A 14,095-nucleotide genomic window follows, 5' to 3' on the forward strand; every position below is an offset into this window, starting at 1 on the left:
ATATATCACCCAATCAAATTTCTGTTGCTAATGCTTATGCTTCGTGTCATGATATTTTTGAGCGTCATGATACGTTTTGTTCACAGTTCCTTTCAGATGTTCGGCTGGTGCATAAATGGTGTACACTTTTAGATCCTCTTTACCTACGTTCTCTATTTGGTGGTAATACCCGGCAGGTATAAATATGGCCCAATCATCGGATACATTTTGGCTAAACGTTAGCTTATCTGCCGTTTTTCCCATCATCACCTGTGCCTGACCCTGCTCAACTCGTATAAACTGGTCAATGCCCGAATGGATTTCCAGGTCTATTACCTCACCCGGCTTTAGTGACATAAGCGCCATCTGCATGGTATTGCCGGTCCATTTGGTTATGCGGTAATTGGTATTATCTACTGTGGCTTCTTCTATGTCTAGTGCCCAAGGCTTCGCTCCCCTATCTGCTTCGAGTTGGCTTGCGCTTTTGTCCTGTTTTTTACTTGTAGTCGCTTTGCTCTCGCAACCTATCAGAGTAGCGGCGGCAATTAATAGTATGCTTGGTGCTGCCATGTACCTGTACATTGAGTAAATTAACTTTAACTGTACCATTATTTCCCGCTTATACTTCGCCCAAATCGGTGTAAGAGTCATATCTTTAACACCCGTATTAAGCGTAGTGGTCCATACGTTTTCAACCATAAAACCCCATTCATACTTTCGCTACCTTTGCAGAATTAATTTAGAGCTTACTTGTCGTTTATCTGTTGTTAACTGCATGATGTACAAGCCATCTGCCAAATACTCTCTTCTTACCTCTAGCTCGTTTAACCCTGGCGTTTTGGCTGTTCCGGATGCGAGTTCCTTTACCAGCTCTCCCTTAAAGTTGTATAGCTCAAGCGTGTAAGTTTCACCAGCATACAGCGAAAAAACTAGAGATGTGCTCTCAGAGAAAACTGTCGGGTAAGCATAGAGCAGCCCTTGGCTTAAGCTTAAAAATTTATAAGGATCATAAACCATTATAAATGCCGAAGTAGAAGAACTATTCTTTGAACACGCACTTTCAGCAGTGAGTGTGACCCTATACACCCCGGCATTTTTATATGTATGGCTTCCAGTGAAGGAGCCCGATGGCATTTCCGAAGCTATAGTAGTAGGCGATACTACGGTAGGCGCACTACCATCACCCCAATCCCAAGTTATGTTTAGAACATTTTCTCCTTCGAGTTGAGCTGAAAGCGTTACAGGGTTATTGATTTGAGCCGGAACATCCGGGGTAATCAATGAAACATTGGATTCTGGAGCTATGCTCACTAATGCCGTTGTACTGCCTTGAAGTGAACTGTTAGAGCAAATGGCATCTGACACCGAAAGTAGCGTGTACGTTGTGCTTGACTTGGGGCTAACATTAAAGCTATAAACGCCATTGCGCACTGCGTTGGCCCCTATCTCAATTGTTGAGATACTGTCGCCATTAGAATAACTAACAAGCCAAGGGGCTGTGCCAGTTAAAGTTATACTTAAGTCACTACTATCCCCGCTGCATATGCTCACGCTACCGGCCAGCGTTGCTGTGGGCGGCGAGCTTAGAACAACCTGCACGCGGGTGCGCTTGGTAATTCCTGCTGATGCCTGTGCACAGTAGTAGATACCTGTTTTGAGTACTTGTTCGTGAGCTAAAGGAGTACCTCCGGAGGGCACATCAAACCAAAGAAGCATGGTGTCTGCTGCGTAGAGGTCGGCAAATGTTTTATATGAATCTCCACAGTATGTCTGCATCACTGTTTCTGCCAGCAACGCATCTCCATAAGGCACTGTAATTTTCGCGAAGCGTTTACTTGGGAAGCCATTGTAAGCCACAAACTCTCCCCCTACCAGTACCGTGCTATCGCCTTGCCATAACATTGCATTTACTGCCCCGCCATCGAACCCTGTACCCGGATCATAAGCAGGATCCAGGGTGCCATCCGGGTTAAGCAGTGCCATGCCGTTGCGCATAGTGCCATCGAAGGAAGTAAACTCGCCGCCAGCCAGGATCTTTCCGTTTGCCAGCAGTGCTAAGGCTGATACGTTGCCGTTAAAACCTTGACCTGTTTTAAAAGTCGAGTCAATGGAGCCATCTGGGTTTAGGCGGGTAAGCCTCATTACACTCACACTGTCCAAGTCTGTAAAACTGCCTCCTGCCACTATCTTTCCGTCAGGCTGTAGGGCAAGCGCCGCCAGGTCTCCGTTAAACCCTGCTCCTGCCTGAAATGTTGTATCGAGCGAGCCGTCTGTGTTGACGCGAAGCAGCCTCCCGGCGGGCTCATCGTCGAAGATAGTATAGCTCCCCCCGATTAATATTTTGCCATCGCTCTGTAAAACAATAGCATTGACGTCGCCTCCACTAAACCCAGTGCAAGGTTTAAATGTCAGGTCAAGGGAACCATCGGCATGTAGTCTTGCCGCTTTGCCGCGTATCGCGCCGTTGTAGGTGATAAAATTCCCGCCCGCCAGTATCTTGCCATCCGGCTGCAACGCAAGTGTGGTAACGGCTCTATCAAAACCGGCTACAGCCTCAAAAGTGCTATCCACTGAGCCGTCGGTGTTAAGGCGTGCAATTCTGCCTTGCTGCTTGCCATTATAGCTTGTAAAGTCCCCGCCGGCCAGCACTTTCCCGTCTGCTTGCGTAACTAATGACTGTACTGGTGCATTAAACCCTGAGCCTGTATGAAAGGCGGTATCTAACAAGCCTTTGGCATCTAAGCGGGCAATCCTTCCCTGCGGGTCAGCGTTAAGGTTTGTAAAAGCCCCTCCTGCCACTACCTTACCATCTGGTTGCATAGCCAGGGCCACTACCGCATCATCAAAGCCTGTCCCTGGTTCCAGGCTGGCATCCAGCGTTCCGTCTGCGTTAAGCCGGGCTATCTTGCCCCGTGCCTTCCCGTTAAATTCTGAAAATTCTCCGCCTGCCAACACTTTACCATTTGGCTGCAGGGCAAGAGAGTTGACTTGCCCGTTAAACCCAGTTCCAGCAATAAAAGTGGTATCAAGGCCTCCGTTTGAAAACAACCGGGCAACCCTCCCAATAGGCTTATTTCCGATGGACGTAAAGTTGCCACCCATCAATATTTTCCCATCCGGTTGTAAAGCGAGGGTAATTACGGTTCCGTTCAGGATTGGACTTGTTTTAAACGTTGTATCCAGCAAACCATCTGAGGTAAGGCGTGCAACTCCAATGGAGGTATTATCGCCAATCACATTAAATCTTCCTCCAACTAACACTTTCCCATCCGGCTGCAAAGCAATTGAAGTAACCGTACCTCTCACTTTATTGCTTACATCAAATGTGCTATCTAATAAGCCATCTGTATGAAAACGCAATGCATTTGTTTGACGGCTACCGTTTTGCTCAAAACCATAGTCACCTCCTACCAAAACTTTTCCGTCTGGCTGGATAGCAAGGGCATTTATCTGCCCCCACAACGATAGTTGAAAACCAGGGTCATAGGCACCATCATTACCAAACCTTGCAATTCCTTTAATAGAAAGTGTATCGCTGCGTTTTTTTCCGAGCGATTCTCCGGCCACTATTATCTTCCCGTTTTGTTGTATAGTAGTTGTATTAGCATTAATTGCAAATGTTGCGGCCTTAAAGGAAGCATCCAGGGTGCCATCTGTATTCAGAAGCGCAAGCCCACCTGCAAACTTATCTCCATATGCTGAAAATCTCCCGCATACCAATACCTTTTCATTTGGCAGAAGGTCTATCTTTTTTATACTGCCATTAAACCTAGCAGCAAGGTTAAAAGTAGTATCCAATGACCCGTCTGTATATAGCCGCATAATGCCTCTCCTCATAACACCGTTGAAGAAAATAAAGTCTCCACTAACTAATATCTTACCATCCTTTTGTAATACAACCGAGTTAACATTTCCATCTAGTCCATCCCAAGAATTAAAAAAAAGGTCAATCGAACCTTGATTAGTCAGGCGAACAAGCCGCCCTACGGCAATTTCATCGTATGAGGTAAAGTCTCCGCCTACCAACATTTTGCCGCTTTCTAAGAGAATTACTGAGTTGATTGATAATGTTGGATTGTCGAATAAAGTATGAAAAGTATTATCAAGCGTGCCATTCGGGTTAAGCCTGGCAATACCATTTTGGGAAAGACCCTCATAGGAAGTGAACTTACCGCAGATTAAGATCTTTCCATCTTTTTGCAGGGCCATACTGTTCACGTCTCTGTTAAACCCTGCCCCGGCAGCAAAAGCCGTATCTAACGACCCGTTAGCATCCAATAAAGCAATATTACCTCTTGCAATATTATCATAAGCACTAAAAGTACCACCTGCCAATATTTGCCCATTCTGCAGCTTGATTAACGTATTTACATTTCCTCTAAAGCCAACTCCTATGTTAAATGTAGTATCTAAGGCACCATCCGTAGTAAGCCTTGCTATACCCTTGGGTATGGAAGTTGTATTTTGCCTAAAACTCCCTCCCAAAAGTATGGTTCCATCTTGCTGCCATGCAATAGCTTTCACTATCCCTATTATATTTGCACCAGCATCGAAAAGGGTATCCAGGGTGCCGTTTTGATGAAGGCGGGTTATGTGGCGCCGCGAAACGCCATTATATGCCGAAAACCCTCCCCCTACAAGCACTTTTCCGTCTGCTTGCAGTGTAATGGCTTTGACATCTCTGTTAAATCCTGCGCCTGAGTTAAAAGACTCATCAAGTGAGCCATCCGGGTTAAGGCGTGCAATGTGGCGCTGAGAGGTACCGTTAAAAGTAAAGAAGCTTCCGCCAACCAGAATTTTACCGTCTTGTTGTATAGCCAGCGTGCTTACCGTGCCACTAAAGCCCATGCCTCTATTAAATGATGCATCCAAGGTGCCATCCGGGTTTAGGCGGGCAATTTTACCTACTGGTATACTATTGTAAGACGTAAAATTACCTCCAACAATAATTTTCCCGTCTTCCTGCACCGCCATAGCCATCACTGTGTTATCAAAGCCTTCTGCAGTGGTTTGGCTGAGGTTCGCGCTACTAACCCCTGTAACTACATCTCTTGTTACGGCCTTACCTGGGAATGCTATACTTAGCAGGCTACATATAGAAAGCAAGTACGCCAGGTAAAACCACCGTTTGTAAGAGAAGCTCCGTTTGGTTTGACTTAAAATATGTTTACCAAACGTTAGAGGTTTGCAAGGCAGTTGAAGCTGCGCTGCCCGCAGGCTTTGCGAATAAATTTTATAGAGCGTAACAGTCATGGCCATACAGATTTATTAAAGTCTAAAAATGCCATACCACACTACTTTTCAGAAAGGGTGATTAACGGATTTAAAGTATGGTACTATAGCGAGAAGTATATATTATCAGAGCAACCAGGTTGGCTAAAAGTATGACTAGGCTAACTGAATTACTGGGTGGAGTAAAATTGCTGTGGGCTTGTGAGGAAGTTAATCTAAGTTTAGGAAAGCAGATAGCTTAATCTAAAACCGCATAGTATTTTTTACCGTTGAATTTGCATCTTGTTTTGCCAATTCGATAAATAACAGGGATTTACTGGCCAATGGATTGATATACTTAGTGATACAAAATCCTTAACTATAGCCGATGGGCCAAATCATACTTGTGCAATGTAATAGCCCACTTATCTGTAGCTATGGTTAATCTCAGCATTTGGCACTGTTTTAAGTAGTCTCATACATTCGAAACTAGGTTAATCCACTAACTATGAACCCTTTACAAAAACCAGAAATCAATACAATTAGCCGTTGCACTGTTTGCTTTTAAAAATAAATTAACATGGGTTGCTTGCCTCTGGTATTCTCATGATGTAGTTTTGCTGCCAGATGATAAAGGCCTTTTTGAGATATCTTCTACCCCTGTGCATTCTTTTGTTGAGCGGATATGGTTCATTATCAGCGCATACAGCCAAAGAAAGCACTTTTTATTCCTCCATCAAGAAATCAATTGAGGAGGAAACGGCCACTTTTTGTGCCACACCTACCGAACAGGCCTCGTATTTCAGCACCTCCTCTTCTTCGGGCACTGCCCAGAAAAACCACCGAAAGCTCCTTACAGCCGAGTTTGAGATCGAGGAGGACGAATCGCTTTCGCTAAAAGCCTTTTTGGATAGCGCCAGGTATGTGGCTGCTATCGTTTATGCCTTCATATGCGGTTATTTGTTCCGCTACCTCAACAAATGCTTCAACTTCTCGAAGCACTTATCCCTTTTCTCTGCCTACAGATGGCACATTACCCTACAGGTATTTAGGGTCTAACTTTCTTTTGCCAGGTATCTCCTGATATCCTGGCTTTCCTATTTCCAGGATTTACTGCGACTAACCCGTAAGCCATTCGCGCCAAGGGTTTCGCTTGTGTATGTTGCTATACACACTTCTCAACATATTCATCAATTAACTCTTATCGTTTTAATACTAAGTTTCCATGAAGAGAATTCTCATGCTCATTGGCTTGTGCGCCATTGTGTGCCAGACAAGCTGTACCCAATCCAAAGGAGAAGAAAAAGAAGAGGCTGAAACTAAGTTTCTTGTTACCAGCCCTGTGGTAATGGATACAACCCTCACCGAGGATTATGTTTCCCAGATCCAGTCTATACGCCACATCGAACTAAGGGCAATGGAACGAGGCTATCTGCAAAAAATCTTTGTAGACGAAGGTCAGTCTGTTAAAGAAGGCCAGCTGTTGTTTAAAATAATGCCTAAGCTATATGAGGCAGAGCTACAAAAGGCTCAGGCAGAAGCTAGTGCCGCCCAAATAGAATACCTCAACACAAAGAAACTCGCCGACAGCAACGTAGTATCGCCAAACGAACTGGCCATGGCAAAAGCTAACCTGGACAAGGCAAAGGCGGAGCTCGCGCTGGCACAGGTTCATTTGCAGTTCACAGAGATCAGAGCGCCGTTTGATGGCATCATAGACCGCTTCCATGTGCGCCAGGGCAGCCTCGTGGACGAAGGCGACCTACTGACCGAGCTTTCTGATAACAGCAAGATGTGGGTATACTACAACGTGCCGGAGGCCAAATACCTGGACTATAAAACAGCAGCTAAACAGGAGGAAAAAGCCAGGGTTAACCTGCTGATGGCCAACAACAAAGTGTTTGACAACACAGGCGTTGTGGAGACCATTGAAGCCGACTTCGACAACGAGACCGGAAACATTGCCTTCCGGGCCACTTTCCCTAACCCTAAGGGGCTGCTGCGCCACGGCGAAACTGGTAACATACGCATGAGTGTGCCTATCTCTAATGCGCTGATCATTCCGCAGAAGGCCACCTTCGAGGTGATGGATAAGAAGTATGTTTTCGTGGTGGATAAAAACAATGTGCTACGCTCGCGTGAGATCAGTATTTCTGCGGAACTGCCACACATTTACGTGGTGCAAAGTGGCCTGAAGAAAGACGACAAATTCCTGCTGGAAGGCCTGCGCCTGGTGCGCGAAAAGGAAAAAATTCAATACACATTTATGGAGCCTAAGTCTGTCATTTCTGACCTGGACTTGTATGCAGAATAATCGGGCAACACCTAAAAGTATAAACTAATGTTTAGCAAATTCATACATAGACCCGTATTCGCTATCGTCATATCGGTCATGATCGTGTTTGTGGGAACGCTTGCCATTAAGAAGCTGCCTATTTCGCAGTTTCCCGAGATTGCGCCCACAACCGTAAATATCTTTATAGCCTACCCCGGTGCCAGTGCCGACGTACTGGTGAATTCCACGCTGATCACCCTTGAAAACGCCATTAACGGCGTGCAGGACATGCGTTACATTGCCACCGATGCCACCAGTGCCGGTGAGGCCACCCTGCGCGTTATTTTTGAGCCCGGAACAGACCCCAATGATGCGGTAATCAGGGTGAAAACGCGGGTGGACCAGGTGATGCCGCTCCTCCCAGAACTCGTGCAGCGCGAAGGTGTGGTGATCACGCCTATTCAGCCGAGTATGTTGATGTATGTTAACCTCTACTCCAAGAATGAGAGCATGGATGAGAAATTCCTGTTCAACTACGCCACCGTGAAGATGATCCCTGAAATTCAGCGCACCAAAGGTGTGGCCAGGGCGCAGATCCTGGGTAGCCGCCGCTATGCCATGCGCGTGTGGCTAAACCCTGACCGCATGCGTGCTTACAGCATCTCCGTAGAGGAAGTAATGGAGGCCCTGGGTGAGCAGAGCATCATCGGCCGCCCCGGTAGGCTGGGGCAAAGCTCGGGCATCGCCGCGCAGTCGCTGGAATATGTGCTTACCTACAAAGGGCGCTACAACAAGCCGGAAGAGTATGAGGGCATCATTGTGCGTGCCAACTCAAAGGGCGAAAGTATACACCTCGGCGATATTGCCACCGTTGAGCTCGGCAGTGAGTTCTTCGATATTTACTCTAACCTGGATGGCCACCCCTCGGCGGCTATTGTATTAAAGCAGAACTACGGCAGTAATGCCAGCGACGTGATTGAGGAGGTAAAAGCCAAGCTTGACGAGATGAAGGCCACCTTCCCGCCGGGCATGGATTACAAGATCAGCTATGACGTATCGCAGTTCCTCGACGCCTCCATTGAGCAAGTGATCCATACGTTGCGCGACGCGTTTATACTTGTGGCCATTGTGGTGTTCATCTTCCTCGGCGACTGGCGCTCAACCCTTATCCCGATCCTTGCGGTTCCCGTGTCGCTGGTAGGAGCGTTTTTCGTGATCCAGTTCTTTGGGCTTTCCATTAACCTGGTTACCCTGTTCGCGCTTGTACTGGCCATTGGTATTGTGGTCGATGACGCGATTGTGGTGGTGGAGGCCGTCCATGCCAAGATGGAAGAAGAGCCTCATTTATCGCCTTATGCTGCCGTTAAAAAAGTGCTTGGTGAGATCAGTGGCGCAATTATCGCCATCACGGCCGTAATGGTTGCCGTGTTCCTGCCAATTTCGTTCATGTCGGGACCAGTGGGTACTTTCTACCGCCAGTTCTCTATCACGATGGCGAGCTCTATTGTTATCTCGGCCATTATCGCCCTTACCCTAACCCCGGTGCTGTGTGCCATGATGCTGAAGAACCACCATGGCAAAGAGAAGAAAAAGAACCTGCTTACCAAGTCGCTCGACAGCTTTAACAGCGGCTTTGATAAACTGACAGGAAAGTATGTTGGCTTGCTGAAATCGATTGTGAGCAGAAGGTGGCTGACCTTTGCCATACTTCTGGCCTTTGGCGCGGGTATTTTCTACGAGAACCAGATCCTTCCGGCAGGTTTCATACCTAACGAAGACCAGGGCACGATCTACGCCATCATCCAGACGCCTCCGGGCTCTACGCTCGAGAAAACCAACCAAGTATCGCAGAAGCTGCAAAAGGTTTGTGAAGAAGTGGAAGGTGTTGAGTCTGTTTCCTCGCTGGCTGGTTACGAGATCATGACCGAGGGCCGTGGCTCAAACGCAGGTACCTGTCTTATCAATTTAAAACCATGGGCTGAGCGCGACCATACCGTAAAGGAGATCATGGAAGAGCTGGAAGAGAAATCGCACGGGCTGGGTGCCATTGTGGAATTCTTTGAGCCACCGGCAATTCCGGGCTTTGGTTCGTCAGGCGGTTTCTCGATGCGCTTGCTGGATAAGACCACCGACACTGATTACCACGAGTTCGATAAGATCAACCAGGAGTTTATGGATAACCTGCGCAAGCGCAAGGAGCTATCCGGCCTGTTTACCTTCTTCGCGGCCAATTACCCGCAGTACGAGCTGGAGATTGATAACAACCTGGCCATGCAGAAGGGTGTTTCGATTGGCAAAGCGATGGAGAACCTGAACATCCTGATCGGTAGTACCTACGAGCAGGGTTTTATCAAATTCGGCCAGTTCTTTAAAGTATACGTGCAGTCCAACCCGCAATTCAGAAGGCTTCCGTCGGATGTGCTGAAGCTTTTCGTGAAGAACGACCAGGGCGAAATGGTGCCATACTCTGCCTTTATGAAGCTGAAGAAAACGCAGGGCCCGAACGAGGTAACGCGCTTCAACATGTATAATTCGGCGGCAATACAGGGCCAGCCAGCGAAGGGTTATACTACGGCCGATGCCATTAAAGCGGTACAGGAAGTTGCCCGCGAGAGCCTGCCAAGAGGCTACGACATTGCCTGGGAAGGCCTTTCTTACGACGAGTCTACCCGCGGAAACGAGTCGCTGTACGTGTTCATCATCGTAGTGCTGTTCGTGTACCTGGTGCTGGCAGCGCAGTATGAAAGCTTTATTATTCCGCTGGCCGTGGTATTCTCGCTGCCTGTCGGGGTGTTTGGCTCGTTTATGCTGCTGCAGGCTATGGGGCTGGAGAATAACATCTATGCACAGATCGGTTTGATCATGCTGGTTGGTTTGCTGGGCAAGAACGCCGTGTTGATCGTGGAGTTTGCCGTGCAGAAGCGCCAGCAGGGCTCATCCATACTTGATGCCGCGATAGAGGGCGCTAAAGTGCGCTTCCGCCCTATCCTCATGACCTCCTTTGCCTTTATCGCCGGTCTTATCCCGTTGATCATTGCTACGGGTGCAGGTGCTATCGGTAACAGAACCATCGGTGCATCAGCACTGGGTGGTATGCTGTTCGGAACCATTTTCGGGGTTATCATCGTGCCCGGTTTATACTACATCTTCGCCCACATGGCAGATGGCCGCCACCTGATAAAAGGAGAGAACGAGAACCCGCTGACCGAGGGTTTTGTGCACGAAGATGACGAGGACGAAGAACTTATAACCGATGAAGTTGAGTACAATGCTTAAAAGAATAATATCCCTAAGCTTGGGAGTAGCTTGTATGTCGTTGACCTTTACGGCATGTAAAACTCCATCGTTAGTTGAAAAATCTGTGAACACGGCTGTGCCTGCGAGCTATAAAGACTCGCAGGACACAACCAACACGGCAAGGCAAGTATGGCAAACATTCTATGCCGACCCATACTTAAAGGCCCTCATCGATACGGCCCTGCAAAACAACCAGGAGCTGAACATTACGATGCAGGAGATACAGATGGCCCAAAACGAGGTTAGAGCCCGCAAAGGCGAGTACCTGCCCTCGGTAGGGCTACGCGGCGGCGCCGGTTTAGACAAAGTGGCCCGCTATACCAATATTGGGGCCATGGAGGCAACCACCAACATAAAGCCCGAGAAGGAAATGCCCGAGCCGCTGCCAGATTTCCTGGTAGGCGCTTTTGCCAGTTGGGAAGTGGACGTGTGGCACAAGCTGCGCAACGCCAAGCAGGCGGCGGTGCTGCGGTACCTGTCTTCTGTTGAGGGGAAGAACTTTATGGTGACCAACCTGGTGGCCGAACTGGCCAATTCATACTATGAGTTGCTTGCCCTGGATAACCAGCTGGACATTGTGCAGCAAAACATCGAGATCCAAACCAATGCCCTGAAAATAGTCAAACTGCAAAAAGAGGCTACGCGCGTAACCGAGTTAGCCGTACGCAGGTTCGAGGCCCAGGTGCTTAGCACAAAAAGCCTGCAGTACGACATTCAGCAGCGGATAACGGAAACCGAGAACCGCATAAACTTCCTGGTAGGCCGCTACCCGCAGCCCATTGCCCGGGACGCCAAGGCGTTCAGCAATTTATCGCCGGCCGTGATACAGGCCGGTGTGCCATTGCAGTTGCTGGAGAACCGCCCCGACATCAAGCAGGCCGAGCTAGACCTGGCGGCAGCCAAACTGGATGTGCAGGTGGCAAAGGCTAACTTTTACCCCTCGCTGGGGATAACGGCAGGTATCGGCTACCAGGCCTTTAACCCTTCGTATTTGCTGAAAGCGCCGGAATCACTGCTGTACTCGCTGGCCGGAGATTTAACTGCTCCGCTTATCAACAAAAACGCCATAAAAGCGACCTATTACAGCGCCAACGCCAAGCAGATTCAGGCCATCTACAATTATGAGCGCACTATCCTGAAGGCATACATCGAGGTTGCCAACCAGGTATCGAACATCAGCAACCTGGAGAAGAGCTACGACCTCAAAACGCAACAGGTGCAGGCTCTCACACAGTCCGTGAACATCTCTAACGACCTCTTCAGCTCTGCCCGGGCCGATTACATGGAGGTACTGATGACCCAACGCGATGCACTGGAAACCAGGTTTGAGCTGATCGAAACGAAGATGAAGCAAATGAACGCCATGGTAACCATGTACCAGGCACTCGGCGGCGGCTGGAATTAAGTTCTTGCAAGCAGTACTCCGGTTTTATACTTATAACCTGAGTACAGCCTATACTTTAAGAGCCATTCTGCTATGTTGCAGAATGGCTCTTTTGTTATACTCTCCAATTTACTTTTTGAGGTTTTAAGATAGTCTCCCAAACGTTTTTACTCTTTGCTTTGCCCCTGCTGCCTTGTCAGTATTTTAACAATTCTGCTGTTGATGATCTCCGACAGGTTCCAGTTGTACAGTTTAGGATCGGTGGTGCTGTAGAACTCTACCACCACGGCATCCAGGTCTTTGTGATATGTTGCAAAGCTCTGGTAGCCTGGCACCCAACCGGCATGTTCATACTCGTAAATGGAAGCGTAAATTTCCTGTTCTCCCGGGCCAAACAAAGAGCCATCGTTCAAGGCCCTCACGAAGGTGCCTACGTCTTCTGCAGTGGCCAGCATACCCAGATCGTCTGTCTTTAAATCATAAGGGTGCCCTACATGATAGCCGCTCATTACATCATCCATGTTCACCTCGCGCAGCGAGCCAAAGGTATGGGTAAGCTGCAGCGGCATTAGGATTTCTTCTTTTATGAACCGGAAGTTCTCATACCCCAGTTCATTATCCATGATCTTGTTTAGTAATAGGTAGTTTGTATTGCAGTATTCATACTCCTGGCCGGGCTCGAAGTTGGCCGGCTTGTCCAGGATTAAGGCAAGGCTTTCCTCGTAGCTCTGGGTTGGAGCGGCCCAATAATTTGGAGCGTCTGTATAATTTGGGATGCCGCTTCTATGCTGCACCAGCATCCGGAGGGTAATTTTATCAGCATTTTCGATTCTTCCTTCAAGCTCGGGCAAGTAATCCGCAACGGTCTTATCCAGAGAAAGCCGCCCGGCACTTACCAGTTTGGTCACGGCCACGGCATCGTATAGCTTACTGATGCTGGCCAGCTTAAACAGAGCCTGGGGTTTGGCAGGTATCTTCGCTTCCCGGTTGTGCCATCCGCCGGAAAAGTACTGCGCTGGCTTACCTCCCTGGTCTACGTAAACGATCATCCCATCAAACCCATACCCAATAGCCTCGTCGACCTGCTCCTTCACCGTAGCCGGCAGCGGAAGTACCCACGCCTTAACCAAAAGCCACGGCACAAAGAACAGCGAGATGACTCCTGCTATGATTAGCCCTATTCCGAAGATCCGTCGTGCTCGCTTTTTTGCCATGTTCGTTCAGGTAAGTATGTCTTTTAAATTACTCATGACGGCACTGGTGCCATTGCTACAAGGAGCTTAAAAAGATATGTCCGCCTGGATCCCATTTGGGTATGCGCACATTGGTTGATGACTTATTTCTTAGTATTGGTTCTATGGTGCTAGCTGCTTATTAAGCTTAAAGGTTAGTACAGGCTGCGAGTGAGGCATAGCCGAGTGTGGAGCCTGTGCCGTGTTGGCAGAACATGTTCTTCATACTTCTAATTCGGCTTGTTCTTCTCTTGCTATCCTATTCACTCTTGGCTGAATAAACCAGATACAGAATGGCCAGAAGATTATCCCAAAGAACAGTCCTCTATATTCCCCAAATCTAGCTTCCCGATTCAATTCAATAGATTTCAAGACTTTTACTGGGAATGCTATAGTATGTAAGAAGGCATAAAAAATGTAGAAGCCTGGTAGCGCATAGATTCCTGTAAGACTTACTTCGTTGGATTCTGTGAGTATGGCTACTGCTATGAGCGATGCGATAGTTAGAAATGCATTTATGATAAACAGATTGTAGTTTAACTCTGTCTTCCTTGGCAGGTGGTCATAGAGGTAATGTCCGTAGGCAACCAGAAGTGAAAAGGACAGAACCACACCTATGATTCCTAACATATCATTCACAGTTGAGTAATCTTCAATCGTAGAATTGCTTACCAACATTGAAAACATCAATATCAAAAAAATCTGCCAATGTTTAAG

8 protein-coding genes are annotated in these 14,095 nt (G+C 47.9%); 4 read left to right on the forward strand and 4 right to left on the reverse strand.

Features of this window, described 5'->3' with window-relative positions; translation table 11 throughout:
* Window positions 1–27 precede the first annotated feature (27 nt).
* Both D1627_RS15115 and D1627_RS15120 read right to left on the reverse strand, forming a co-directional pair.
* Window positions 28–549, reverse strand: coding sequence for a cupin domain-containing protein (locus D1627_RS15115; protein ID WP_119433341.1), 522 nt, complete (start codon window positions 547–549; stop codon window positions 28–30).
* A 150-nt stretch (window positions 550–699) separates the two neighbouring features.
* Window positions 700–5,085, reverse strand: a complete 4,386-nt coding sequence (locus tag D1627_RS15120; protein ID WP_158607195.1) for a PKD domain-containing protein — start codon at window positions 5,083–5,085, stop codon at window positions 700–702.
* A gap of 777 nt (window positions 5,086–5,862) precedes the next feature.
* Here D1627_RS15120 and D1627_RS15125 point away from each other — a divergent pair.
* The 4 genes from D1627_RS15125 to D1627_RS15140 all read left to right on the forward strand — a co-directional run bounded on the left by D1627_RS15125 (window position 5,863) and on the right by D1627_RS15140 (window position 12,167).
* Window positions 5,863–6,249: a hypothetical protein gene (locus D1627_RS15125; RefSeq protein ID WP_147383327.1), complete on the forward strand. Its 387-nt coding sequence runs from the start codon at window positions 5,863–5,865 to the stop codon at window positions 6,247–6,249.
* Window positions 6,250–6,415: 166 nt separating this feature from the next.
* Window positions 6,416–7,504, forward strand: coding sequence for an efflux RND transporter periplasmic adaptor subunit (locus D1627_RS15130; protein WP_119433119.1), 1,089 nt, complete (start codon window positions 6,416–6,418; stop codon window positions 7,502–7,504).
* Between the two features lie 27 nt (window positions 7,505–7,531).
* On the forward strand, window positions 7,532–10,741 hold the full coding sequence (locus D1627_RS15135; protein WP_119433120.1) for an efflux RND transporter permease subunit: 3,210 nt from the start codon (window positions 7,532–7,534) through the stop codon (window positions 10,739–10,741).
* Window positions 10,734–12,167, forward strand: coding sequence for a TolC family protein (locus tag D1627_RS15140; protein WP_119433121.1), 1,434 nt, complete (start codon window positions 10,734–10,736; stop codon window positions 12,165–12,167). The genes D1627_RS15135 and D1627_RS15140 overlap by 8 nt, the downstream gene beginning before the upstream one ends.
* Before the next feature lie 146 nt (window positions 12,168–12,313).
* Here the strand turns inward: D1627_RS15140 and D1627_RS15145 are convergent, their stop codons facing one another.
* Window positions 12,314–13,360: a serine hydrolase domain-containing protein gene (locus D1627_RS15145; protein WP_119433122.1), complete on the reverse strand. Its 1,047-nt coding sequence runs from the start codon at window positions 13,358–13,360 to the stop codon at window positions 12,314–12,316.
* Between the two features lie 240 nt (window positions 13,361–13,600).
* Window positions 13,601–14,008: a hypothetical protein gene (locus D1627_RS15150; RefSeq protein ID WP_147383328.1), complete on the reverse strand. Its 408-nt coding sequence runs from the start codon at window positions 14,006–14,008 to the stop codon at window positions 13,601–13,603.
* Window positions 14,009–14,095 lie beyond the last annotated feature (87 nt).

Source organism: Pontibacter oryzae (genome assembly GCF_003576375.1).
Taxonomy (GTDB): domain Bacteria; phylum Bacteroidota; class Bacteroidia; order Cytophagales; family Hymenobacteraceae; genus Pontibacter; species Pontibacter oryzae.